Here is a 24862-nt window from a genome sequence, read left to right on the forward strand (position 1 = left end):
GGCGTCCTAGGAGCTTGCCCTGGCCACCAGGGTGGCCGTGAGGTTGAGCTGCTTTCCGTTGCGCAGCACCGTGAGGGTGACCTTGTCGCCGACCGCGCGCTCGCGGATGTTGGCCACGAGCGAGAGGGCCGAGTCCACCCGCGTGGAGTCGACGGCGATGACCACGTCGCCCTTGCGCAGGCCGGCGTCCGCAGCAGGGGTGTTGGCGGAGATCTGGGTGATCTGCGCGCCGGCGCGCTGGCTGCTGCCGTCGGAGGCCGTGGCGTCACCGAGGCTGACCCCCAGGAAGGCGTGCTTGGCCTTGCCCGAGCTGATCAGCTGCGAGGCGATGCTCTTGGCCTCGTTCGCCGGGATGGCGAACCCGATGCCGATGCTGCCGCTCTGGCCGCCGCCCGACGAGCCGAGGCTGGCGATGGCGGAGTTGATGCCGATCAGCTGCCCCGCCGCGTTGACGAGCGCGCCACCGGAGTTGCCCGGGTTGATGGCCGCGGAGGTCTGGATCGCGTTGGTCACGACGGTGTTGCCGTCGCTGCCGGTCTGCGGCTGCTGGCCGAACGGGTCCTGCTGCTGCTGGCTCTCAGCGGCAGAGGTCGTCACGGGGCGGTTCAGTGCGCTCACGATCCCGGTGGTGACGGTCCCGGCGAGGCCCAGGGGGTTGCCGATCGCCATGACCGGGTCGCCGACCTTGAGGTCGGCGGAGTTGCCGATCGCGATGGGCTTGAGGTCGGCGGGCGCGGCGCTCAGGGTGATGACCGCGAGGTCCGTGCTCGGGTCGGTGCCGGCGATGGTCGCCTTGTAGGTGCGGCCGTCGTTGAGGGTCGCGGTGATGCTGGTGCCCGGACCGGCGCCGCTGACGACGTGGTTGTTGGTGAGGATGTGGCCCTTGGCGTCGATGATGACGCCGGATCCCTGCGCCTCGCCCTGGGCGGACTTGACCGTGATCGCCACGACGCTCGGCGCGACGGCGGCGGCCGTGGCCGTCCAGTTCGGGTTCGTGGCGTCTGCCTGGACGACGGGTCCGGCATTTGCGCCACGGCCCAGCGTCGACGTGCTCGCAACGGAGGTGGGCTGCGAACCGTCGGCCACCTGGACCGCGGCGTAGGTGCCGCCGCTCGCGAGGAGGGCGGCGAGCGCCGCGACGGCGGTGAGCTCCGTCAGTCGACGTCGTTTGCCCGGCTGGGCAGGCTCTGCCCCGTCCCGAGTGGGAAAGGATGGGGGCGGCCCAGCCGGAGGCTGTGACAGCGGCGGGTATGCCGGGTGGGCATCCGCCGCGGGCAGTGTTGGATCTCCTGCTACGCCCGGACGTGTTGGATCTCCTGCTACGCCCGGACGTCCGAACGCCGCGTCGTCGCGCGCGGGCTCGTAGGTCCTGCCGGCGGGCGGGGTGATCTCCTGCGTCTGGCCGAACCAGACCGGGGCAGTCGGCTCGCCCTGCGGCGGCACAGCGCCGTCACCGGGGGTCTCCGGTCGGGTGTCCGGGTGGATCTGGGTCATGGCGTTCGCGCTCCTTGTGTGGCTTGGTGACCTCAGTCAACCTGCCCAACGTCAAGAGGTGCTGGGCGCGGCCTGAGAGTTGGCTGTGGGCAGTTCGACGATGAAGGTGGCGCCGCCGCCGGCGGTCTGGGCGACGCCGATCCGGCCCCGGTGCGAGTTGACGATGGCGGCCGCGATGGCCAGGCCGAGACCGTTCCCACCCCCGGTGCCACGCACCCTGGACGGGTCGGCGCGGTAGAAGCGCTCGAACACCTTGCGTGCCTTGTCGGGGTCGACCCCGGGTCCGTGGTCGCGCACCTCCACCACGGCCTGATGGTCGGATTCCCTGGTGCCCACGGCGATTTCGAGCGGAGAGCCGGGGGGAGTGTGGTTGAGGGCGTTGGAGACCAGGTTGGCCACGAGCTGGCGCAGCTTGCCGTCGTCCCCGGGCACCACCGTCGGCCCCAGCGGACCCCAGAGCCCGGTCACGGCGATCGGGCGGGTCGGGTCGATGGCGCGGGCGTCCTGGGCCGCGTCCGCGGCGAGCACCGTGAGGTCGACGGGCGCGAAGCGCAGCGGCCGCTGGTCGTCCAGCCGGGCCAGCATGAGCAGGTCCTCGACCAGGCCCCCCATCCGGGTGGCCTCTCCCTCGATCCGGGTCATCGCACTCGCCACCTCCTCCGGCTCCTTGACCGCACCCTGGCGGTAGAGCTCTGCGTAGCCGCGGACCGCCGCGAGGGGGGTGCGCAGCTCGTGCGAGGCATCCGCGACGAACTGGCGCATCCGTTCCTCGGAGGCCTCGCGGGCGGCGAAGGACTGCTCGATCTGGGCGAGCATGACGTTGAGCGACCGGGACAGTGAGGTGACCTCGTCCTTCGCCGTGCGGGTGGGGATGCGGCGGGCGAGGTCGCCGTCGGCGATCGCGGCGGCAGTGTCCTCGATCTGGCGCAGCGGTCGGAAGGCCCGGTGCACGGCATACCAGCCCATCACGGCGCACGCGGCGAGGACGACGAGGCCGATGAGCACCTCCACGAGCACCAGCCGTCGCACCGTGTGGCTGACGCTGGCCAGGGGCACGGCGACGATGAACGTCGCGGAGTTGTCGCGCAGCCTGCCGGCGACCGCACGCCACTGGCCGGAACCGTCCTTGGTGCGGATCGTGAACGCGGCGGGAGAGTCGACGCGGGGGTCGGTGATGGCCAGGCTGGCGGGGACGGCCGGTCGGTCACTGGCGCCCGTCGGGTCGATCTCGACCGGCGTCGTGCCGTCGGTGGGGTAGAAGACCACCGCGTAGCCACTGGGCAACCGGCTGCGGGCCGGTGCACGCAACGCGTCGAGGGCCTGCTGGGCGACGGTCGGGTAGGCCCGCTGCAGGTCGTCGTCCACCCGACCCATCAGGTCTCGCCGCATGAGTGCGGCGGTGGCCGACGCGGTGACGGTGAGGGCCAGGAGCAGGAGCAGCACCATGACGGCGATCAGGCGGATACGCAGCGGCAGGTCCTCCAGGCGGTGCCTCACCCGCTCGCCGGGAGACGCCTTCGCCGGGGCCGGGCCGATCGTCGCGTGGACGGCCTGCGCCGGGGACGCGGTGGTTCCCATCAGGCCTCCGGCGGCTTGCGCAGCACGTAGCCGACACCACGCTTGGTGTGGATGAGCGGCGGCAGTCCGTCGAGGTCGATCTTGCGCCGCAGGTAGGAGATGTAGGACTCGACGATCCCGCTCTCGCCGCGGAAGTCGTAGTCCCACACGTGGTCGAGGATCTGCGCCTTCGACAGCACCCGGTTGGGGTTGAGCATGAGGTAGCGCAGCAGCTTGAACTCGGTGGGGGACACGTCGATGGCGCGGCCGCCGCGGCTCACCTCGTGGGAGTCCTCGTCGAGCTCGAGGTCCTCGAAACGCATCGAGGCCGCCCCGTTCAGCTCACCGCGGGTGCGCCGCAGCACTGCCCGGATCCGCGCGATCACCTCTTCGAGGCTGAACGGCTTGGTGACGTAGTCGTCGCCGCCGACCGTCAAGCCCTTGATCTTGTCGTCGACCGAGTCGCGCGCCGTGACGAACACGATCGGCAGCTGACGCCCGGTGTCGCGCAGCTTGCGGGTGACGGTGAAGCCGTCCATGTCCGGGAGCATGACGTCGAGCACGACCAGGTCGGGCTCGTGGGTCGTCGCGAGGTGGAGGGCCGTGGCGCCGTCGGCAGCCACGTGCACCTCGAAACCGGCGAAGCGAAGGGAGGTGGCGAGCAGCTCGCGGATGTTGGGCTCGTCCTCGACGACCAGGAGGCGGGCCTCGGGTTGCGCAGTGGTCACACCTCAGTCTCCGTGCAGAGTCTGGGAGTTTCCTGTATGCCGTCTGGGTGAGTCGGGTGAGTCAGGCCGTGGCGTCCACGTCGTCGGCGTCCACGATGCGGTAGGCGTAGCCCTGCTCGGCGAGGAAGCGCTGACGGTGGGCGGCGAACTCGGCGTCGACGGTGTCGCGCGAGACGACCGTGTAGAAGTGCGCGGTGCGGCCGTCCCCCTTGGGGCGCAGCACCCGGCCGAGCCGTTGCGCCTCTTCCTGGCGGGAGCCGAAGGTGCCGGAGACCTGGATGGCGACGCTCGCCTCGGGCAGGTCGATCGAGAAGTTGGCGACCTTCGACACGACCAGCAGGCTGATCTCCCCCACCCGGAAGGCCTGGAAGAGCTTCTGGCGTTGCGCCACCGGGGTCTCCCCGGTGATGACGTCGGCCCCCAGCCGCTCGGACAGCTCGGCGAGCTGGTCGAGGTACTGACCGATGACCAGGGTGGGCTCGCCGCGGTGCTGCGCCACGATCCGCTCGACCACGGGGTTCTTGACCGGGCTGCACGAGGACAGCCGGTAGCGGTCTTCGGGCTCCGCCACGGCATACGCGAGGCGGTCGGCGTCGGGCAGCGTGACGCGCACCTCGACGCAGTCCGCGGGGGCGATGTAGCCCTGCGCCTCGATGTCCTTCCACGGTGCGTCGTACCGCTTCGGGCCGATCAGGGAGAAGACATCCGCCTCGCGGCCGTCCTCACGTACGAGGGTCGCCGTCAGCCCGAGTCGACGGCGCGCCTGCAGGTCGGCCGTCATCCGGAAGATCGGGGCCGGCAACAGGTGCACCTCGTCATACACGATGAGGCCCCAGTCGCGGGCGTCGAGCAGGTCGAGGTGGGTGTAGACACCCTTCCGGCGGGTGGTGAGCACCTGGTACGTCGCGATGGTGACGGGGCGGATCTCCTTGCGTGCGCCGGAGTACTCGCCGATCTCGTCCTCGGTGAGGCTCGTGCGCTTGAGCAGCTCGTCGCGCCACTGGCGCGCCGACACCGTGTTGGTGACGAGGATGAGCGTGGTCGCCTTCGCCACGGCCATCGCGCCCGCGCCCACGAGGGTCTTGCCCGCGCCACAGGGCAGCACGACCACCCCTGAGCCGCCGTGCCAGAAGCCGTCGACGGCCTGCTGCTGGTAGGGGCGCAGCGACCAGTCGGCGTTGTCGAGGGCGATCGGGTGCGCCTCGCCGTCGACGTAGCCCGCCTCGTCCTCGGCCGGCCATCCCACCTTGAGCAGCTCCTGCTTGAGGTGGCCGCGCTCCGAAGGATGCACGATGACACGGTCGGCGTCGATGCGCTCACCGATCAGTGGCTTGATCTTCTTGTGCCGCAACACTTCCTCGAGCACGGGCCGGTCGGTGGTGCGCAGCACGAGGCCGTGGTCCGGGTCCTTCTCGAGGGTCAGCCGGCCGTAGCGGTCCATCGTGTCGGCGACGTCCACGAGCAGGGCATGCGGCACGGCATACCGGCTGAAGGTGATCAGGGCGTTGACCACCTGCTCGGCGTCGTGGCCGGCGGCGCGCGCGTTCCACAGCCCGAGCGGGGTGACCCGGTAGGTGTGGATGTGCTCGGGTGCGCGTTCGAGCTCGGCGAACGGGGCGATCGCCCGGCGCGCCTCCTCGGCGCGCGGGTGGTCGACCTCCAGCAGCAGGGTCTTGTCGCTCTGGACGATCAGGGGGCCATCAGCCATGACCTAGTACGACGTGTTGAATGACGAGGACGACGAGCTCGTCGCGACCAGCGCGAAGAACAACACGACGATGATGATCGACACGACGAGACCGACCACTTCGGCGATCCAGCCCCACCGGGTGTACTTGGCCGACGCGGGCACGTCGTCCTTCTTGGTCGCCGCGACGATCGCGAAGACCAGCGCGACGACGCCGAAACCGCACATCAGGGTCGTCAGGCCCGACACGACCAGCAGGGCGATCGTGCTGCCCGCGAGCGACCTCGGCGCGGCGTACGTGGGAGCTCCGTAACCGGGGGTGCCGTAGGCAGGCGTGCCATAGGCAGGCGGGCCGTATCCAGGGGCGCCATGACCGGGCGCGCCATAGGAAGGGGCGCCGCCGTAGCCGCCCTGCCCCTGGGTGGGGAGCTGCTGACCTCCATAGGGGTTCTGCGGGGCGGACCCGGGGGGCGGCCCGTAGCCAGGCTCTCCGGCAGCCGCGCCGGGCGGGGCGGGGGAGGAAGCGGGGGTGGCAGGCGGGGCCGGTGGAACCGGCGGGACCACCTGGGTCTGGTCGGTCTCGATCGGCGCCGTCGGGTCGCGGAACTCGGGGCTCTCGTCGTTGCGTGGTGTGTCGCTCATCGTGCGTCCCTTCGCCATGACCTGGGTTCGGGTGCAAATCTAACCCCTGCGGGAGGGGACCGTTCGCCAGTCCGGGAATGGCAGGATCAGAGGGTGAGCATCGGACTGCCCCAGCGTGAGACCAACCCGGAACTGCCGAGCCGGGTCACGATCTACGAGGTGGGCCCGCGGGACGGTCTGCAGAACGAGAAAGCCGTCGTGCCGGCTGCCGTCAAGGCCGAGTTCATCCGTCGACTGGCAGCGGCCGGCCTCGAGACGATCGAGACGACGTCCTTCGTCCCGCCGGCCTGGGTGCCGCAGCTCGCCGATGCCCGCGAGGTGCTGGCCGACCTCGGGGACCTCGGCCGGGGGCCCCGTCGTCCCGTGCTCGTCCCCAACGAGCGCGGTCTCGACGACGCCCTCGAGGCGGGGGTCGGGGCGGTCGCCATCTTCGGGAGCGCCACCGAGACGTTCGCCCGCAAGAACCTCAACCGCACGGTCGCGGAGTCGCTGGACATGTTCGCTCCCGTCGTCGCGCGCGCCAAGGACGCCGGACTGTGGGTCCGCGCCTACGTGTCGATGTGCTTCGGCGACCCGTGGGAGGGGCCGGTCCCGATCGGTCAGGTCGCCGACGTCGCGCAGCGCCTGATGGACCTCGGCGCCGACCAGCTCTCCCTCGGCGACACCATCGGCACCGGCACGACCGGGCACGTGAGCCGCCTCCTCGATGCCCTCGACGCGCGGGGGATCGGCACCGACCAGATCGGCGTGCACTTCCACGACACCTACGGCCAGGCGCTGGCCAACACCATGACGGCGCTGCGACACGGCGTCACGGTGGTCGACTCGTCCACCGGTGGGCTCGGCGGTTGCCCCTACGCCAAGAGCGCCACCGGGAACCTGGCCACCGAGGACCTCGTGTGGGCTCTCGACGGGGCGGGTGTCCAGACCGGGGTCGACCTCGCCGCGCTCGTCGAGACCAGCGTGTGGATGGCTGGGCACCTCGGTCGCCCGTCCCCGTCCGGCGTCGTGCGCGCGCTCGCCGGCGGCTGACCCAGCTCGTTCGTGGCGTTCGCGGAAGGGACTAGCCAAGAACGGCACAGGTGTGACAAGATTTCTGGCGATACGATGGGCTGTCGAGGTCGCGCCACACCCATCGCAGACGCCCCGACATGAGGGGAGGTCCTTCCCCCTGGAGGGCCTCCCCTCAGCCCTGCACGGCCCCGGTGACCCGGTGGATCGACAGCGTGCGGGTGGCCCCGTCAGCCGTGCCGTGGACCCGGCCACCTTCCACCCGGTCGGGGTAGAAGAGGATCCGCTGGGTGCGCCCGTCCGCGTCGGAGTAGCCCAGCCAGACCGCCTGCCGGTCCGCCGCCGCGTCGCGTAGCACGGCGAGGGTCGTGGTCGGGTCGGTGCTCGGCAGGCTGGGTCCGGGCCTGCTCGCCACCTGCTCACGCTGGTATGCCGCTGCCTCCTCGCCGGCGCGCAGCGCACCGACCATGGTCGCCACGAGCTCGTCGTCGACAGCCTGGGCCGTCACAGGTGCAGGTCGTCGCTGCAGGGGCGTGCGGTGCCGTCCGGTGGTGGGCACGATGATCCCGCCGTCCGGTGTCTCGGCTGCGGGCGCGAAACCGTTCTCGCGCAGGAAGTCCAGCACGGTGTCGGCGGCCACGGGCGACACGAGGATGGTCGGGGCGATGCTGCGCAGCTGCAAGGGTGACAGCTCCCGGTCGGCGACCATGGCACCGAGGGTGGCCTCGTCGTCGCAGCGGATGTAGGCCCGCATCGCGCCGACCCGCGCCTGACCGTGGCGACGGGCGACATCGCGGATGAGGTAGTCCAGCGGCTGGGGGACCGGCGTGTGGCTCGCGTCGGTCAACGCCCCGAGCACCTGGTCGACGGACCACCCGGCATCGAGGCACCTGCGCACCGAGTCCTGGGTGAACCGGTAGACGGTCGCACCACCGCGGGACTCCACGTCCGCGACCAGCCGCATGAACGTCGCGAGGCCGCCGGCCAGCGGTCCCGGCGCGATGGCCGTGAGGTCGGCCTGGAGCAGCACGTGCTCGATGGGCTCGGGCAGGTGCGGCTGCATGGCGGCGGCCAGCTCCGCGTCCGGGAGACCGGCCAGCAGGGCCCGTCCGGCGGTGGAGATGGCCCCCCGCCCCGTCACGCCCAGCCACTCGGCCTCGCCGAGCACAGCGGTGACCACGGTGTCGAGGCTCGCGGGGACGCGACGGGGACGCTGCCAGCTCACGGCGCTGGCGATGCTGGCGCGCTCGGGCGCCAGCCCAGCCGGTGCGGCGGCCAGCTGTTCGAGGACGTCCCTGCGCAGCCCGCGGGCAGGCGGCCAGTGGGCGTCGGGCCCGAGGGCGTTGACGGTGCCGGACGCGCCGGCGGGCGTGGTGCCCACCAGGTGGGGGGCGCGGGTGGTGAGCAGCCAGGCCCGCGCCAGCACGGCCCAGCGCTGGTCGCCCGGGTGCTGCTGCCACTCGTCGTAGGCGGGGGTGGGAGCCCACGAGGGGTCGAGCGAGCCGTCGTCCGCGAGGAGGCCCGCGGCATACGTCAGCTCGGCCACGAATGCCGCCCGGGCCTCGTCCACATCGAGCACGGAGGACAGCCGCTTGAGGTCTCGCACGGCCAGGCCCCCGGAGCGCAGCACGCGGGGTGGACGAAGGCCCCACTCTGCGGCGAGCTCGTCGACCAGCGCGAGCAGGTCGGTCACCTGCTGGCCCGCGGCGGCGTCGACCTCCGCAGCCGCGCGGGTCTGCCCGTCGAGGGCCGGGGGCTGCAGCGCGGGGGCACGGTGGCTCCGTCCCTCGCGCAGCGCCAGGGCCACCTCGCGCGGAAGCACCAGCTGGTCGGCCGACGGTGAGAAGACGAGGTGCTGTTCCAGCAGCCAGCGCGCGCCCTCGGCCAGCCGCTCGGGGGCGCCCGGGGGCAGGACCGCGAGTGGTGGACCCCAGGTCAGGCGGTCGAGGATGGCGCGAGCCGCGGGTGGGGCCTCGGCGAGCAGCCCCGGGACCCGGTCTTCCGACGGCACCTCCACGAAGCTGTCGGCCGCACGGGGCCCGAGCCCGGCGGGGTGGGGGAGGACCTCGACGACGGTGCGGGTCACGCGCAACCCCTCGGGGCTGCGCCACAGCAGCGCGAGCATCCACAGGTCGTCGAGCAGGGGCCCGACCTCGTCGGCGGAGACCCCGAGCAGGGTGCCCACCGCGCTCGGGTCGAGCGGCGAGGTGGCTGCGACGGCGGCCTCGAGCACCTGGAGGTGGGCCAGGTCGAGTGAGTCGACGGCCCGCTGCACGCTGGCCCGGGTGCTGGCGCGGGCGGCCAGGGAGGACAGGTCCGCCGGCGCCGGGCGAGCCAGGTCCTGTCGAAGTCGCAGCAGGGTGGCCAGCTGCTCGTCGGTCCGCTCCCGCACGTCGTCGGCCATCGACCGGGCGGTGGACCGTCCCGTCGGACCTCCATGGGGCCCAGCGGACGACCCGGCTTGTGACCCGGCGCCCGCGCGGGGGTTCGGCGAGCTGGGGGAGGGAACGGCGGCCACCGCACCACGGTAGTCGCCTCGCACGCATGCTCCGGACTCCCAGACATTTCCCATGCCGGTCACAGGCTGGACCTGCACACTTGTGGAAACGAGAGGAGGCGCCATGTTGGAGCCCACCGAACCCACCCAGCCCCGTACTCCCGAGGGGGCAGCCCAGTCGCCAGCCCAGTCGCCCCAGGATCCTGCCGTGAGAGGTCAGGAACCACACACCTCGAGCATGCAGCCTGCTCCGACCCAGCCCCTCCCGGCGTCCCCAGCCGCGCCGGGTGCCCCTGGCGGGCCGGGTGCCCCTGGCGGGCCGGTAGTCCCCGGCGGGTACGCGGCCCCGGGTGGCCCCCACCCGAAGCCTCCGGGTCTGTGGCGTCAGGCGACCTCGACGACCGGCGGCATGATCGCCGTGATCGTCGCCGGCTGCCTGACGGCCCTGCTGGTGCTGGGCCTGGTCGGCGTGGTCGGACTCGTGGCCGTGCGGGCCGTCGGCAACCACGCCCGCGCCACCAAGATCGAGAGGCTCGCCGACGGTGGCGCACTATGGCCCGGGCAGCAGAAGAAGCTCGACCGGTTCCAGCAGGGATCCCCGGTGCCGCGCCAGCGCAACGGCATGGGCAACGGCTTGGGCAAAGGCATGGGCAACGGCATGGGGCCGCTCCTGCGGGGTGCCATGGGACTCGGCGCCGTGCAGCACGGTGAGTTCACCGTGCAGCAGAACGGCGCCGACACCGTCATGACTCTGCAGCGCGGCGACGTGACCAAGGTCGACGCCACGTCCGTCACGGTGAAGAGCACGGACAACTTCACGGCGACCTACACCATCGGTGCCGACACCCGCGGCCAGACCACCAACCTCCAGGTCGGCGACACGGTGCTGGTCGTCGCCCAGAAGACCGGCGGCAAGGCGGTCCTCATCGCCGGGAGCCGTCGCGGCTGAGCGACCTGCCGACGGCGCGACCTTCGGCCGCGCCGTCGGGTGCTCCCGCCGCTAGCGTGGGCGCCGTGGCCTCTCCCAGTGGTGAGCAGTGGACGCTTCGGCGCGGACGGCAGGAGGCCACCGTCGTCGAAGTGGGCGGCGGCCTGCGCACCTATCGCGTGGACGGCGCCGACATCGTGGCCGGCTACGCCGACGACGAGGTATGCCGCTCCGGTCGCGGCCAGGTGTTGATGCCGTGGCCCAACCGGATCCGCGACGGGGCCTACTCGTTCGCGGGACAGGACTACCAGCTCGGGCTGACCGAGGTCGCCCTCCGGAACGCCAACCACGGGCTGGTGCGGTGGGCCACCTGGCAGCTGCACTGGCACAACGACGACTGGTCAGCGCTGACCGTGCGCACCCGGCTGCATCCCCAGCCCGGCTGGGACGGCATCCTCGACCTCAGCGTGAACTACGTCCTGGACGAGCCGGGCCTGACCGTCAGCGTGCACGCGACGAACGTCGGCACCCAGCCGGCCCCCTTCGGCTTCGGGGCACACCCCTACATCGCCGTCGGTGAGACGCCGTTGGCCCAGGTCGAGCTCGCCGTCCCCGCAGCTCGTGAGGTGCTGGTCGACGACCGTCAGATCCCGACCGGCACCGCTCCGGTCCGGGCCGAGACGGACTTCCGAGCTGCTCGCGCGCTGGGTGCCACCGAGCTGGACACCGCGTTCACCGACCTGTCGCGGTCTCCCGCCACCGGGGCCTGGGAGGTGGTCGTGGGAGGGCTCGCGACCGGCGCGGTCACGGTGTGGGGCGACGAGGCACTGCCCTGGGTCCAGGTCTTCACGGCCAAGGGCCGCGACACGGGGGTCGACGGAGTGCGCGGCATCGCCGTGGAACCCATGTCGTGCCCGGCGAACGCCTTCAACTCCGGGGAAGGGCTCCTCGTCCTCGAGCCGGGCGACGCCTGGTCGGCTCAGTGGGGCATCGAACCCGCTGTGCTCAGCTGACGGTGCCGGCTGACCCCTTCGCCTGCGCCGGCGTCACCGTCCCGGGCTCGGGCGCCGGCCCGCCGTCCTGCAGGCCGTTGACGGAGGGCGTGATCCGCCGCTCGACCGCGAAGGCCAGCGCCACCATCAGCGCGCAGCCCACGACGATCATGGCGATGAAGGCCGCCGACCAGTGGTGGCCGAGCATGAAGCCTGCGACCACGGGCCCCAGGATCGTCCCGGACTGGAACGCCCCTGCGTTGACCGCGTTGTAGCGCCCGCGCAGGTGGTCGGGGGCGAGGTCGTTCGTGATGGCGGGAATGGTCGGCTGGAGCAGCGTCTCGCCGAGCGCGAAGGCCGCGTGGAAGGCGAGGACGCCCCCGGCGGCCGCGACGCTCCCCGCGGCGAACCCGGTCAGCCCGAGCACGAGCCAGGCCAGCGCCCACAGCGCGGCCATGACCATCAGGATCCGGGTGCGCCGCCGCCCCGTGATGCGCCGCAGCACGAAGAACTGCAGCCCGACGATGACCGCCGTGTTGACGGCGAACGCGAACCCGATGACGCTCGTCGACACCTGGCTCACCTGCCGGGCGAATGCCGGGAAGCCCGCCTCCATCTGGCCGTAGCCGATGAACACGCCGAGGAAGGTCAGCACGGTGACCCACAGGACCGCCGGGTTGCGCAGGATCGTGAGGTAGGAGCCCGCAGCCGCGCTCTCGCCCTCCGGCTTCTCGGCGCGGCCGTGCACGTGACGCAACGGCCCGACGAGCAGCCCGATCGGCACGAGCATCGAGGCCGCATCGGCGAGGAAGATCACCGTGAACGTCGAGGGCCTGGTCACGTCGGCGTAGAGGCCGCCGATCACCCCACCCAGGCCAATGCCCAGGTTGACCAGGGCGAAGTTGATCCCGAAGTACTGCTGTCGGGCGGGTCCTGTCGTGATCGCCGCGACCAGGGCGTTGAAGGCGGGCCAGGCCACCCCGAAGTTGAACCCGAGGAAGACGAAGGCCAGCGCCACGACGGCCGGGGTCGTCGCGAACGCGAGGATCACGCACCCGACCAGCTGGGCGCTGGTGCCCCACAGCAGCATCCGGCGGGCGCCGTACCGGTCGGTCAGGGCGCCTCCAGGTCCGGTGACGACGAGCGCGACGACCGCGATGAAGGCCATGAGCAGGCCTGCGAGGTCCAGCGAGATCCCACGCACCTCGTGCAGGTAGATGACGGTGAACGGCAGGGTCAGCCCGCGACCCAGGGTCTGCACCGCCACCGTCGACAGCAGCCACCGGCCCTCGACCGGCAGCTGTGCCCAGAACTCGCGGAGCCCGGACTGGCTTGGTGCTGACGACTCACTCACCCGTCGATCCTCCCGCACGCCACCGACGGCGGGACACCGGGTTTCCGGCGGAGCGCCCTGTGAGCACGCGGCATACCGAGAAAGGATTTGGAGCCACCCGATAACCTTGCGAGTGCGCAACGACGCACCCCAACTTTCGAGGCAAGAGGAAGACAAGTGCCTACTGGCAAGGTCAAGTGGTACGACGCGGAGAAGGGCTTCGGCTTCATCTCCGACGACGACGGAAGCGACGTGTTCCTGCACGCGAACGCCCTCCCCGAGGGGGTCGCCACGCTCAAGGGTGGCGCCCGCGTGGAGTTCAGCGTGGCCGAGGGACGCCGCGGCACGCAGGCCCTGCAGGTGACCCTGCTCGAGGCCGCTCCCACCGTCAGCGCCGGCAAGCGTGAGGCGTCGCGCAAGTCCCCCGAGGACCTCGCGCCGCTGGTCGAGGACGCCATCAAGCTGCTCGACAACGCGTCCAACTCGCTGCGGCGCGGGCGTCGTCCCGAGAAGGACCACGCCACCAAGCTCGCCGCCGTCCTGCGCTTCCTCGCCGACCAGATCGAGCCGTGATGGCGCCCAAGGACGACGCCGTCCTGGCCGGGGCTGTGGACCTGGCCCGTGAGGCTGCCGAGTCGATCGCCGAGCAGGGCACCGTTGGTGACCACCTCGGCATGCAGATGGACGACGAGCGGCTGGCCACGCACTTCTTCGCCTGCGAAGCCGTCGCCTACCCCGGCTGGCGCTGGGCGATCACCCTCGCCCGGGTGCCGCGCGGCAAGGTCGCGACCGTGTGCGAGACCAACCTCGTGCCCGGCGAGGGTGCACTGCTGTCCCCTCCGTGGCTCCCGTATGCCGAGCGCCTGGCGCCCGGTGACCTCAGCGCCGGCGACGTGCTCCCCTACAAGGAGGACGACCCGCTGCTCGAGGCCGGGTTCGAGGCCACCGGCGACGAGGAGGTCGACGAGCTCGCCGCCTACGAGCTGGGTCTGGGACGCAAGCGCGTCCTGTCGGCCGAGGGTCGCGAGGCCGCGGCCCAGCGGTGGTACGAGGGCGAGAACGGCCCGCACGCCGAGGTCGCCGAGAAGGCCCCGGCACCCTGCTCCTCCTGCGGGTACTTCCTCCCGATGGCGGGTGCACTCCGCTCTTTTTTCGGCGTGTGCGCCAACGCCTGGTCACCTTCCGACGGTCGCGTCGTGAGCATTGACCACGGCTGCGGCGCCCACTCCGAGATCGACGCCGAGCCGGCTGAGCCCATGCCGGTCGGTCAGCCCATCGTCGACGAGATCGCCTACGACCTCGTCTGAGCCGGTGGGTCGCACCGTCTGACCGGAGGGCGCGTCAGTCGGCCCCGGCGGCGTTGCCGCGACCCCGGCGGACGTACGAGAAGCCGATGAATCCGAGCACGAGGCCCGCCACCGGGACCCAGGGCCACCAGTGACGCTCGCCCTGGTGCAGCACGGGCACAGCCAGGACGACGGCCAGCGTGACGACCCAGCCGAGCTGTCCCCAGAGCACGACCCGCGCGGTGCTGACAGCCAGCGGCTTCAGCTCTCCGTCGCCGCCGGGTCCGGCCTGACCCTCAGCGGGGGGCTGCGACTCGCTCATGCCGGGCAGCCTATCTTTCGCGACGACACCGCGATGAGGCCCTACTCTGCTGCCCATGGCCAAGCCCCCCACACAGTCTGAGGCGCCACTGCGCCCGTCCGCGAAGACGCCCCCCGCCCGAGGCCTCGACGGCTTCTTCCGGATCACCGAGCGTGGTTCCACCCTCGGCCGCGAGATCCGCGGCGGGCTGGTCACGTTCTTCACGATGGCGTACATCGTCGTCCTGAACCCGCTCATCATCGGGACCCAGCAGGACGGTTCCGGCAAGTTCCTCGGTGGCGGTGACGTGGTCCACGCGATCACGTTGGTGGCCGCCGGCACCGCCCTGGTGGCCGGGGTCATGACCGTCCTCATGGGCGTGGTCGCCAACTTCCCGATCGCGCTCGCCACGGGCCTGGGCCTCAACGCCTTCGTCACCTTCGGCATCGCGAAGCTGCCGAACATGACGTGGGCCGACGCGATGGGCCTGGTCGTCATCGAGGGCGTGATCATCACGATCCTCGTGCTGACCGGTTTCCGGCAGGCGGTCTTCCGCGCCATCCCGAGTGAGCTGAAGACCGCGATCTCGGTCGGCATCGGCCTGTTCATCGCGATCATCGGGCTGGTCGACGCCGGTTTCGTGCGCAAGCCTGCCGCCGGTCCCGTGCCGGTCGAGCTCGGCATCGGTGGGTTCCTCAACGGGTGGCCGCTGCTCGTCTTCGTCGTCGGCCTGCTGGCGATCATCGTCATGATGGTCAAGCGGGTGAGGGGCGCCATCCTCTACGGCATCATCGGCGCGACCGTCCTGGCGGTCATCATCGAGGCCGTCGGCAAGATCGGCTCCCAGACCGACGCCACCGGCAAGGTCGTCAACCCGGCCGGCTGGGGGCTCAACGTCCCCAAGCTGCCTGACCAGGTCCTCGACGTCCCCAACTTCGGACTGCTGGGTCACTTCAGCGTGCTGGGCTCGTTCTCCAAGATCGGCGTCGTCTCCGCGGTGCTGCTCGTCTTCACCCTGCTGCTGGCCGACTTCTTCGACACGATGGGCACGATGGTCGCCATCGGCGCCGAGGCCGGGCTGCTCGACAAGGCCGGCAACCCGCCGAACTCCGACAAGATCCTGCTGGTCGACTCGGTGGCCGCCATCGCCGGAGGCGCCGGATCCGTGTCGTCGAACACCTCGTACATCGAGTCGGCCTCCGGTGTCGGCGAGGGCGCGCGCACGGGCCTCGCCTCGGTCGTCACGGGCGTCCTGTTCCTGCTCGCGACCTTCCTCGCGCCGCTCGTCAAGATCGTCCCCTACGAGGCGGCGACGCCGGCCCTGGTCGTCGTGGGCTTCCTGATGATGCAGCAGGTCAAGGGCATCGACTGGGACGACCTCGAGATCGCGATCCCGGCCTTCCTGACGATCGTGCTCATGCCGTTCACGTACTCGATCACCGCGGGGATCGGCGCCGGGTTCGTCGTCTACACCCTCATCAAGGTCGTGCGCGGCAAGTCCAGCGTGATCCACCCGCTGCTGTGGGCGGTGTCCGGACTGTTCGTCCTCTACTTCGCGATCGACCCGGTCAAGAGCCTGCTCGGGGTCCACTGACCGAACCCGCCCGACCCGTATGCCGCGTGGCCCCCGCCGGGGCCGCGCGGCATACGTTTTTCGAGGGATGGTTGCGTCACGAAATACTTAGCACAGGTAATGAGTTATGCTAAGTATCGACAAGGAGGCACCCATGACCCCACCCCGCGCGCGCTCGCGCCGCGCTGCCGATGCCGGGCTGTCCCCCTCCGCGGTCTCCGCCCTGGCCGGCGAGCTCCGTCTCGCCTGCATGCGCATCTCCCGCCGTGTCCGGTTCGAGAGCCCGCACGTCGTGGCGCCGCACCAGTTCTCGGTGCTCTGCCGCCTCGAGGAGGCGCCGCGCACGCCGAGTGAGCTCGCAGAGATCGAGAAGGTGAGTGGTCCCAGCATGACCCGCACGGTCGCGGCCCTCGTCGAGCGCGGTCTGGTCGCGCGCACCGACGACCCCGCCGATCGCAGGCAGGTGATCCTGTCCCTCACCCCCGCCGCGACCACGGTGCTGAAGGACATCCGCCGCAAGCGCGACGCGTGGATGTCCGTGCGCGTCGGCCACCTGACCCCGGCCGAGCAGGACGTGCTGCGGCAGGCGTCGGCCATCCTCACCCGGGTGGCCAACGAGTGAGCCCCACGTTCTCGTCGCTCGGCGTCCGCAACTACCGGATCTATGCCACCGGTGCGTTCATCTCCAACATCGGCACCTGGATGGGCCGGGTCGCCCAGGACTGGCTGGTCCTGACCGAGCTGACCCACCACTCGTCCAGCGCGCTCGGGATCGTCACCGGGTTGCAGTTCCTGCCGTTCCTGCTGCTCGCCCCCTGGGCCGGGATGATCGCCGACCGGTACCCCAAGCGACGGATCCTGGCGATCACCCAGACCTCGCTGGCCCTGTCGTCGCTGGCCCTCGGGCTGCTCGTCGTCACCGGGCAGGCCCAGCTCTGGATGGTCTACGTCATCGCGCTCTTCACCGGGGTGGCGACCGCCGTCGACAACCCCGCCCGGCAGACCTTCGTGTCCGAGATGGTGCCGCGCGAGCGGCTGGCCAACGCCGTGTCGCTCAACAGCGCGTCGTTCAACGCCGGGCGCCTCATCGGCCCCGGCGTCGCGGGCCTGACCATCGCGGCCTTCGGCACGGGGTGGACGCTGTTGCTCAACACCCTGACGTTCGTGGCGGTGATGGTGGCCCTGGCGTCGATGCGGGCCAGCGAGCTGCGGCCCGCGCCCGCCCTCGCCCGAGGGAGCGGGGCGATCCGGGAGGGGCTGGCCTATGTGCGCAGCCGACCCGACCTCCAGCTCGTGATGGCCCTGGTCTTCGTGCTCGGCACGTTCGGGATGAACTTCCAGATCACCACCGCGCTGATGGCCACCAAGGAGTTCGGCAAGGGTCCCCAGGAGTACGGGCTGCTCGGCTCGGTCATGGCCATCGGGTCGCTGACCGCCGCGCTGCTGTCCGCACGCAGGGCCCGGCCACGGCTGCGGGTCCTGCTCGTCGCGCTCGTGGGCTTCACCGTCGCCAGCGGCCTGGCCGCGCTCGCGCCCACCTACCTGATGTTCGCGCTCGCCCTCGTCCCGGTGGGACTCACGGCGCTGACCGCCCTGACGACGGCCAACGCCATGGTCCAGCTCAGCGTCGATCCCGCGATGCGCGGCCGGGTGATGGCGCTGTACATGGCGATCTTCATGGGCGGCACCCCACTCGGCGCCCCGCTCATCGGCTGGATCGGCGACGTCGCCGGCGCCCGCTGGACGGTCGGCATCGGCACCATCGCCGTGGGGGTCATGCTGGTGGCGGTGTCCATCCGGACGGCCAGGCGCGAGAATGTCCAGGTGAGCTACGAGTCACAGCGGCGCCCGCGCATCAGGATCCGCACGCTTCCGCAGCCCGAGGTCTCCGAGCCCCTCCCCGAGGCGGTCCGATGACCCCGGTCTTTCGGCGTCGGGTCACCATCGCCGTCCTGGTGATCGTGGTGGCGGCTGCCGTCGTGGCGAGCATCCTGCACTGAGCCACTGAGCCCAGCCGCCGGCGACCCCGGGATGCCGAAGGCCCACCGGGAGGGGCGTCCGGTGGGCCTTCGTGGTAGCCATGGGGGTTTGGCTACCGGGTGGGGGTCAGTGCGGCCGACAGGCGATCGTGATCCCCAGCACGTTGAGGACCGGGTCGTAGCCACTGGGGCACTTGCCGTTCGTCGGTAGGACCGTAGGCAGGGGGACCGGCGCAGGTGTGGACGGCGTCGGGCTGGGGACCGGCTTCGGGGTCGGGATGGGAGCGGGGGTCTTGGTGATGCCACCGACCACTCCGCCGACCACGCCGCCCACCACGCCGGGCACGGTGCCCACGACGCCGCCACCGGGCTGCGGACTCGGCGTGCTGCCCGTGCCCGTGCCGGCAACGCCGGAGCCGGACCCGCCGGACTTGGAACCACCCGCGGCCCCGGGCTTCGCACCGGCCGAGGTGCCGCCCTTGGCCGCCGAGCCGGAGCCCGAGGCGGGCTGCTGCGCCTGCACCGCGTTGTAGCTCGCCATCGGCTGGGGGTCGCCCGACGGCAGGAAGGGCGAGCCGTTGCGCTGAGCCTGGGACAGGTCGGAGCCGGGGATGACCGTGTAGCCACCGCGGTAGCCGGCGGCGATCGCCAGCACCTCGTTGGCGTAGGCGTCACTGTGGTTGTAGCGCAGCACGGCCGAGCGGGCGCCGGAGTCGGTGCTCAGGTCGCCAGGGCCGGAGCAGAGGTAGACGGCGGTCGCCGTGGCGGCGTCGGCCATGTTCTGCGGGTCCTTGCGTCCGTCGCCGTTCGCGTCCACGCCCACCACCCGCCAGGTGCCGGGGATGAACTGCATCGGGCCGACCGCGCGGTCCCAGGTGAGGTCGCGGTCGTAGACGCCGTTGTCGGTGTCGTGGATGACGGCGGTGTTGTTGCTGCCGTTGAGCGGGATGCCGTAGATGCCGGGGCGCACGGTGCCGTCACGGTCGATGCCGTTGCCGCCGTACCGGCCGTGGTTGGACTCGACCTTGCCGATGGCGGCGATGAGGGCCCAGTCGATCCGGCACTGGGTGTCGGCGGCGTCGACGATCGTGGCCGCCCGCCGGTAGGCGTCCAGGGCAGCAGCGGGGATGCCGTTGGCGCTCATCGACAGGGGCAGGCCGGACGACGAGGAGAAGCCGGATGACGAGGAGAGGGGGGTCGGCTGGGCCTCCGGCGGGGCCGGCAGCTCGGGCAGCGGCGGGGCGGCCTGGCCGGTGATCGGTTCGCTGGGCACGGTGACGACCGGGGTGTGGTCCGCGACGATGTCGGTCGCGGCGCTGCCGCCCGTGGCCGCCAGGGCCACGCCCGCGCCGATGAGGGCGATAGCGGGCACACCCCCTGCGATCTTGCGCCACGGCAGTCGCGTCGTGCGTGTCATCGTTCGGCTCCTCGACCTCGTTGCACCATGCGGTGTCCCGCCCCGCGTTACAGGGGGATCAACGAGGCCGTGAAGCCGAGGTTACGCGGCGGTGAGGCCCACAGGGGCTTTGCGCACCCGCAAATCAGCCCGCAATGTGCTCAATGCACGCAATCAGGGCGGACACGTCGTCGGGATCCACCGCGGGGAACGTCGCCACCCGCAGCTGGTTGCGGCCCAGCTTGCGGTACGGCTCCACATCGACCACGCCGTTCGCCCGCAGCGTCTTGGCGATCGCGGCAGCGTCCACCTCGTCAGCGAAGTCGATGGTCGCGACCACCTGGGACCGCGCGGCCGGGTCCGTGACGTAGGGCGTGGTGTAGGCAGTGCGCTCGGCCCAGTCGTAGAGGCGTCCGCTCGAGTCCGCGGTGCGCTTGACGGCCCAGTCGAGACCACCCTGGCCGTTGATCCAGTCGATCTGCGAGCGGAGCAGGGCGAGGGTGCCCAGCGCGGGGGTGTTGTACGTCTGGTTGAGCCGGCTGTTCGACACGGCGGTCGGCAGGCTGAAGAAGTCGGGCACCCAGCGACCGGACGCGGCGATCTCGTCCACCCGGTCCAGCGCGGCCGGGGAGAAGGCGGCCAGCCAGAGGCCGCCATCGGCCGCGAAGCACTTCTGCGGGCCGAAGTAGTAGACGTCGGTCTCGGCGACGTCGACCGGCAGCCCGCCGGCGCCCGAGGTGGCGTCGATGAGCACGAGGGCGCCGTCGTCCGCTCCCTCGACCCGCTTGACCGGGGCCATCACGCCGGTCGAGGTCTCGTTGTGCGGCCAGGCGTAGACGTCGACGCCGGCCTCCGCGCGGGCCGCGGCCAGCGAGCCGGGGTCGGCCTTGATGATGGTGGACCCGCCGAGGAAGGGTGCGTTGTCGGTGACGCTGGCGAACTTGGACGAGAACTCCCCGAACGCCAGGTGCTGGGCTCGCTCGCGGACCAGGCCGAACGCCGCGATGTCCCAGAAGGCCGTGGACCCGCCGTTGCCGAGGATGATCTCGTAGCCGTCGGGCAGGCTGAACAGCTCCGACAGGCCCTCGCGGACCGCGCCGACGAGGTTCTTGACCGGCGCCTGCCGGTGCGAGGTGCCCAGCAGGGTGGTGCCGAGGCTGGCGAGGTAGTCGACCTGCTCGGGACGCACCTTCGAGGGCCCGGAGCCGAAGCGGCCGTCGCGGGGCAGCAGGTCGGCGGGGATGGTCGCGGGGGCTGCGGTGTCGGTCACGGCGTCAGTCTCTCACCCGTCCCGAGGCGTGGGACATGGGGTCCACCACCCGGACGGACCGCATCGACCCCATCGACGCCGCGAGGTATGCCGCGCGGCCGGCTCGGCCACGCGGCATACCTCGTCACGGTGGTGCGGGAAGGACGTCGGTCAGCCGCGGTAGCCGGTCACCGCGTCCAGCCCGCGCGGGGCCTCGCCGATGTAGCGCGAGCTCGGCCGGATCAGCCGGCCGGTCTTCTTCTGCTCGAGGATGTGCGCCGACCAGCCGGCGGTGCGGGCCGCCGCGAAGAGCGGGGTCATCATCGTGCCGGGGACCTCGGCGAAGTCGAGCAGCACCGCGGCCCAGTAGTCGACGTTGGTCTCCAGCACCCGGTCCGGCTGGCGCTCGCGCAGCTCGGCCAGCGCGGCCTGCTCGAGCTCGAGGGCGACCTTGAACCGCGGGGCGCCCAGGCGTTCGCAGGTGTCGCGCAGCACGGCGGCGCGCGGGTCGTAGGCACGGTAGACGCGGTGGCCGAAGCCCATCAGGCGCTCGCCGCGGTCGAGGACACCCTTGACGTAGGCCCGGGCATCGCCGCTGCGCTCCACTCCTTCGATCATGTGCTGGGCGCGGGACGGGGCTCCGCCGTGCAGCGGACCCGACAGGGCGCCGATCGCGCCGGACAGGCAGGCCGCGACGTCGGCGCCGGTCGAGGCGATGACCCGGGCGGTGAAGGTCGAGGCGTTCATGCCGTGCTCGGCCGCCGAGATGAAGTAGGCGTCGATCGCCTCGACGTGCTTGGGGTCGGGTTCGCCGCGCCAGCGGATCATGAACCGGTCGACGATCGTCCGGCCCTCGTCGACGCGGCTCTGCGGCACCATCGGCGACCCCTGCCCGTGCGCGGACTGGGCGATGAACGACAGTGCCATCACCGACGCACGGGCCAGGTCCTCGCGGGCCTGCGCGGCGTCGATGTCGAGCAGCGGCTTGAAACCCCACAGCGGCGCGAGCTGGGCCAGCGCCGACTGGACGTCGACCCGGATGTCGCCCGAGTGGACGGGCAGTGGGAACGGTTCGGCGGGGGGCAGTCCCGGGTCGAACTCGTTGTCGACCAGCAGACCCCACACCTGCCCGAAGCTGACCGTGCCGACGAGTTCCTTGAGGTCCACTCCGCGGTAGCGCAGGGAACCGCCTTCCTTGTCGGGTTCGGCGATCTCTGACTCGAAGGCGATGACGCCCTCGAGGCCGGGCTTGAAGTCGCTGTCGGACATCTGTGTCCTCTCGGCATAAGGGGAAGGTGGGGCGACCATCGTGTGGCGCCCGGTGACCTACTGGCGGGTTCATTCTGCACTGTCAGGGTGGTGGGCCACTATGGCGCAGTGCTCAGACCCGACACCGACTACGACGGCGAGGCGTTCACCGAGGACCTGAGCGGGTCCTCGGTGGCGGGATCGCGCTTCCTCGAGTGCACCTTCCAGCGGTGCGACCTCAGCGAGCTGCGCGCCCCTCGGTCCCGCTTCGCCGAGACCAGCTTGTATGCCGTGCACGGAGCGAGCGTGGACCTTGCGGAGTCCTCCTGGATCGACTGCCTGGTCCAGGGCGCGCGACTCGGTGCGGTGGCCTTGTCCGGCGCCGAGCTGACCCGCGTCCGGTTCGAGGGCTGCAAGATCGACTTCCTCAACCTGCGCGGGGCACGCCTGCGCGATGTCGCGTTCGTCGACTGCCAGCTGGTGGAGGCGGACTTCGCCGAGGCTGTGCTGACAGGCGTCTCGTTCGCCGGGTCTCGGCTGGTGTCGCCCGACTTCACCCGGGGCACCTTCAAGGACGTCGACCTGACCGGCGCGGACCTGGCCGGTCCCCGAGGGGTGGCCGGACTGCGCGGCGCGACGATCTCCGCCCTGCAGCTGATCGACCTCGGACCCGCGCTCGCCGACGAGCTGGGCCTCACGATCGCCGACTAGGCCCGCTTGTCCTCGCGCTTGTCGCGGACCGCCATGTCGTTGCCCACCGTGCGGACCTCGAACAGGTCGGTCGCCTTCAGCAGCTTGCTCAGCGAGGCGTACCCGTAGTTGCGGGAGTCGAACGACGACTGGTTCGAGATGTTGTTGCCCACCACGCCGACCCCGGCCCAGCCGTCGTCGTCGGCGGCCCGCTGGACTGCCCGGCGCAGCAGGCGGACGAGTCCTGCGTCCTGGCGCAGCTCGGCGGTCGTCCGGCGGGTCGGGGTGGTCTCGACCTTGGCCGCGGCCTTCGCGGCCTTGACCGCCTTCGTGGCCCGGGCGGCCTTGACGGGCGGCTTCGCGAGGTCGTCGCCGCTGTCGCTCCCCCCGTTCTGCGTCGGGGCAGTCGTGCCATCCGGCTCGGACAGCTGGTCGAGGAACAGGAACCTCGTGCACGCGGAGCGGAACGGCTCGGGCGTCTTGCGCTCGCCGAACCCGTAGACGGCCGCACCCTTCTCGCGCAGGTGCATGACCAGGGGCGTGAAGTCCGCGTCCGACGAGACGATCCCGAACGCGTCGGGGTGGTCGTTGTAGAGCAGCCCCATCGCGTCGACCACCATCGCCATGTCACTGGCGTTCTTCCCGCGGCTGTAGTCGTACTGCTGCACGGGACGGATCGCCTGGGCGTGCAGCACATCGGCCCACGGCTTGAGCCCGGGCTTGGTCCAGTTGCCATAGGCGCGGCGGATGCTGGTCTCCCCGTAGGCGCTGAGCTCGTTGAGGATCAGGTCGATCTTCGTGGCCGAGGAGTTGTCGGCGTCGATCAGCAGGGCTATCCGGGCGCGAGGGTCCATGGGCCCGACGCTACGGCACCGCGCGTCGCCGTCGCGGCACCGGCATACAGTCTCCTCGTGCCGCTGCTCCTGGACCTGACCCCGCTGCGGGGCCACGCGGCATACCGGCGGCTGTATGTCGGGTTCACCCTCTCCAACGTGGGTTCCCAGCTGGCCGTGGTCGCCATCGGGCTGCAGGTCTACGAGCTCACCCGGTCGACCGCGGCCGTGGGGATCGTGGGGTTCTGCGCCCTGGTGCCGCTGGTGGTCATGGGGCTGTACGGCGGCACGCTCATCGACCACTTCGACCGGCGCACGGTCGGACTCATCGCCCAGGCCGTCGCCTTCGTCTCGAGCCTCCTGTGCGCGCTGCAGGCGTGGCTCGGCAACACGCAGGTCTGGGTGCTCTATGCGCTGGTGGCGTTGTGGAACGGGGCGTTCGCGGTCTCCTCGCCGGCTCGGACGTCCATCTACCCGCGCATCCTGCCGCGCGAGCTGCTGCCGGCCGCGAACGCGCTGTCGGTGTTCGCCATGAACGCGTCGATGACGGTGGGGCCGCTGATGGCCGGGTTCCTCGTCGACTGGGGCGGGTTCAAGGCGGCCTACACGACCGATGCCGTGATCACCACGGCCGCGCTCTGGGGGCTGGCGAGGCTGCAACCGCTGCCGCCCGAGCCCCAGGAGGGCGCAGCGCCCAGCCGGCCGGGACTGCGCTCGGTCCTCGACGGGTTCGCCTTCCTGGCCACCCGACCCAACGTGCGGATGACCTTCGTCGCCGACATCTGCGCCATGCTGCTCGCCCAGCCGCGGGTGCTCTTCCCGGCCGCCGGCGCCGTCATCTTCGGCGGGGGAGCCAGGACCGTGGGGGCGCTGTCGGCGGCCGCCGCGGTGGGCGGGATCGTCGCGATGTTCTTCTCCGGGCGGCTCGGGCACGTGCGACGTCAGGGCCTGGCGATCCTCGTGTCCATCGTCGGGTGGGGTTTCGCGATCGCCGGCTTCGGTGCCGCCATGCTGGCCGCCGGTGGGGTGATGTCGCGCAGCGCGGCCCTGTGGCTCGGGTTGGTCGCCATGGCGGTGGCCGGGGCGTCGGACTCGGTCAGCGCGGTGTTCCGGACGACGATCCTCCAAGCGGCCACTCCGGACCACCTGCGAGGGCGGTTGCAGGGCGTCTTCATCGTCGTCGTGGCCGGTGGGCCGAGGCTGGGCGAGCTGGCCGGCGGGTTCCTGGCGAGCGGGATCGGCGAGGCCATGACCGCGGTCGTGGGCGGGCTCGCCTGCGTCGTGGGCATCACGGTGCTCGGCCGGATGCAGCCGGGGTTCGCGCGCTACGACGCGCGTCACCCCACGCCGTAGGGGTCGCTGTCGTGATCGCGAGCAGTGACGGGCAATGCCGGCCGGTCACGGGGTCGGCCAACGTCGGCCGGCACTGACTGGCCGG

At 71.5% G+C, this 24862-nt stretch carries 22 protein-coding genes; 10 read left to right on the forward strand and 12 right to left on the reverse strand.

Annotation, left to right across the window (positions count from 1 at the left end):
- Positions 1–6: 6 nt before the first annotated feature.
- From BJ986_RS08570 to BJ986_RS16335, 5 genes are all read right to left on the reverse strand, one after another.
- Entirely contained in the window at positions 7–1494 is a 1488-nt protein-coding gene (locus BJ986_RS08570; RefSeq protein WP_179421597.1) for a S1C family serine protease, read from the reverse strand.
- 51 nt (positions 1495–1545) lie between these two features.
- A complete protein-coding gene (locus tag BJ986_RS08575) occupies positions 1546–3072 on the reverse strand; it encodes a sensor histidine kinase (RefSeq protein ID WP_179421598.1) in 1527 nt (508 codons plus the stop codon).
- Positions 3072–3779: a response regulator gene (locus tag BJ986_RS08580; RefSeq protein ID WP_179421599.1), complete on the reverse strand. Its 708-nt coding sequence runs from the start codon at positions 3777–3779 to the stop codon at positions 3072–3074. The genes BJ986_RS08575 and BJ986_RS08580 overlap by 1 nt, the downstream gene beginning before the upstream one ends.
- Positions 3780–3840: 61 nt before the next feature.
- On the reverse strand, positions 3841–5487 hold the full coding sequence (locus tag BJ986_RS08585) for a DNA repair helicase XPB (RefSeq protein ID WP_179421600.1): 1647 nt from the start codon (positions 5485–5487) through the stop codon (positions 3841–3843).
- Between the two features lie 3 nt (positions 5488–5490).
- Positions 5491–6108, reverse strand: coding sequence for a hypothetical protein (locus BJ986_RS16335; RefSeq protein WP_238338071.1), 618 nt, complete (start codon positions 6106–6108; stop codon positions 5491–5493).
- 99 nt (positions 6109–6207) lie between these two features.
- Here BJ986_RS16335 and BJ986_RS08595 point away from each other — a divergent pair, with 99 nt between their 5' ends.
- Positions 6208–7140 carry a hydroxymethylglutaryl-CoA lyase gene (locus BJ986_RS08595; RefSeq protein WP_179423662.1) on the forward strand — a complete coding sequence of 311 codons (933 nt, stop codon included), beginning with the start codon at positions 6208–6210 and terminating at the stop codon, positions 7138–7140.
- A 154-nt stretch (positions 7141–7294) separates the two neighbouring features.
- Here the strand turns inward: BJ986_RS08595 and BJ986_RS08600 are convergent, their stop codons facing one another.
- Positions 7295–9523, reverse strand: coding sequence for a helicase-associated domain-containing protein (locus BJ986_RS08600; RefSeq protein ID WP_179421601.1), 2229 nt, complete (start codon positions 9521–9523; stop codon positions 7295–7297).
- Positions 9524–10025: 502 nt separating this feature from the next.
- Between BJ986_RS08600 and BJ986_RS08605 the strand changes: the two genes are divergently transcribed.
- Positions 10026–10565 carry a hypothetical protein gene (locus BJ986_RS08605; RefSeq protein ID WP_179421602.1) on the forward strand — a complete coding sequence of 180 codons (540 nt, stop codon included), beginning with the start codon at positions 10026–10028 and terminating at the stop codon, positions 10563–10565.
- A gap of 65 nt (positions 10566–10630) precedes the next feature.
- Positions 10631–11557 carry an aldose 1-epimerase family protein gene (locus BJ986_RS08610; RefSeq protein ID WP_337795037.1) on the forward strand — a complete coding sequence of 309 codons (927 nt, stop codon included), beginning with the start codon at positions 10631–10633 and terminating at the stop codon, positions 11555–11557.
- Here the strand turns inward: BJ986_RS08610 and BJ986_RS08615 are convergent.
- Positions 11550–12890 (reverse strand): MFS transporter, encoded by a 1341-nt coding sequence (locus BJ986_RS08615; RefSeq protein ID WP_179421604.1) that lies wholly within the window; start codon positions 12888–12890, stop codon positions 11550–11552. The two genes, BJ986_RS08610 and BJ986_RS08615, sit on opposite strands and share 8 nt — an antisense overlap.
- Before the next feature lie 156 nt (positions 12891–13046).
- Between BJ986_RS08615 and BJ986_RS16615 the strand changes: the two genes are divergently transcribed.
- Both BJ986_RS16615 and BJ986_RS08625 read left to right on the forward strand, forming a co-directional pair.
- Positions 13047–13442: a cold shock domain-containing protein gene (locus tag BJ986_RS16615; protein ID WP_179421605.1), complete on the forward strand. Its 396-nt coding sequence runs from the start codon at positions 13047–13049 to the stop codon at positions 13440–13442.
- A complete protein-coding gene (locus BJ986_RS08625) occupies positions 13442–14176 on the forward strand; it encodes a DUF3027 domain-containing protein (protein ID WP_179421606.1) in 735 nt (244 codons plus the stop codon). Before BJ986_RS16615 ends, BJ986_RS08625 begins: the two co-directional genes overlap by 1 nt.
- 34 nt (positions 14177–14210) lie before the next feature.
- Here the strand turns inward: BJ986_RS08625 and BJ986_RS08630 are convergent, their stop codons facing one another.
- Positions 14211–14477, reverse strand: coding sequence for a DUF2530 domain-containing protein (locus BJ986_RS08630; protein WP_179421607.1), 267 nt, complete (start codon positions 14475–14477; stop codon positions 14211–14213).
- A 55-nt stretch (positions 14478–14532) separates the two neighbouring features.
- Between BJ986_RS08630 and BJ986_RS08635 the strand changes: the two genes are divergently transcribed.
- From BJ986_RS08635 to BJ986_RS08645, 3 genes are all read left to right on the forward strand, one after another.
- A complete protein-coding gene (locus BJ986_RS08635; protein ID WP_179421608.1) occupies positions 14533–16050 on the forward strand; it encodes an NCS2 family permease in 1518 nt (505 codons plus the stop codon).
- Between the two features lie 133 nt (positions 16051–16183).
- Complete coding sequence (locus BJ986_RS08640; RefSeq protein WP_179421609.1) at positions 16184–16651, forward strand: MarR family winged helix-turn-helix transcriptional regulator; 468 nt, start codon at positions 16184–16186, stop codon at positions 16649–16651.
- The gene (locus tag BJ986_RS08645) at positions 16648–17946 is read left to right on the forward strand and encodes an MFS transporter (protein ID WP_179421610.1); all 1299 of its coding nucleotides are present in this window, start codon (positions 16648–16650) and stop codon (positions 17944–17946) included. The genes BJ986_RS08640 and BJ986_RS08645 overlap by 4 nt, the downstream gene beginning before the upstream one ends.
- Before the next feature lie 189 nt (positions 17947–18135).
- Here the strand turns inward: BJ986_RS08645 and BJ986_RS16045 are convergent, their stop codons facing one another.
- The 3 genes from BJ986_RS16045 to BJ986_RS08660 form a co-directional block, all read right to left on the reverse strand.
- The gene (locus tag BJ986_RS16045; RefSeq protein WP_202881212.1) at positions 18136–19425 is read right to left on the reverse strand and encodes a lytic transglycosylase domain-containing protein; all 1290 of its coding nucleotides are present in this window, start codon (positions 19423–19425) and stop codon (positions 18136–18138) included.
- 124 nt (positions 19426–19549) lie between these two features.
- The gene (gene serC, locus BJ986_RS08655) at positions 19550–20674 is read right to left on the reverse strand and encodes a phosphoserine transaminase (RefSeq protein ID WP_179421611.1); all 1125 of its coding nucleotides are present in this window, start codon (positions 20672–20674) and stop codon (positions 19550–19552) included.
- Positions 20675–20824: 150 nt separating this feature from the next.
- The gene (locus tag BJ986_RS08660) at positions 20825–21922 is read right to left on the reverse strand and encodes a citrate synthase 2 (RefSeq protein ID WP_179421612.1); all 1098 of its coding nucleotides are present in this window, start codon (positions 21920–21922) and stop codon (positions 20825–20827) included.
- 108 nt (positions 21923–22030) lie between these two features.
- On the opposite strand from BJ986_RS08660, the gene BJ986_RS16345 reads away from it, so the two are divergent.
- A complete protein-coding gene (locus tag BJ986_RS16345; RefSeq protein WP_179421613.1) occupies positions 22031–22612 on the forward strand; it encodes a pentapeptide repeat-containing protein in 582 nt (193 codons plus the stop codon).
- Here the strand turns inward: BJ986_RS16345 and BJ986_RS16350 are convergent.
- Positions 22609–23445 (reverse strand): NYN domain-containing protein, encoded by an 837-nt coding sequence (locus tag BJ986_RS16350; protein WP_179421614.1) that lies wholly within the window; start codon positions 23443–23445, stop codon positions 22609–22611. The two genes, BJ986_RS16345 and BJ986_RS16350, sit on opposite strands and share 4 nt — an antisense overlap.
- Before the next feature lie 57 nt (positions 23446–23502).
- On the opposite strand from BJ986_RS16350, the gene BJ986_RS08675 reads away from it, so the two are divergent.
- Positions 23503–24777, forward strand: coding sequence for an MFS transporter (locus BJ986_RS08675; protein WP_179421615.1), 1275 nt, complete (start codon positions 23503–23505; stop codon positions 24775–24777).
- Positions 24778–24862 lie beyond the last annotated feature (85 nt).

The organism is Pedococcus badiiscoriae (assembly GCF_013408925.1).
Classification (GTDB): Bacteria; Actinomycetota; Actinomycetes; order Actinomycetales; family Dermatophilaceae; genus Pedococcus; species Pedococcus badiiscoriae.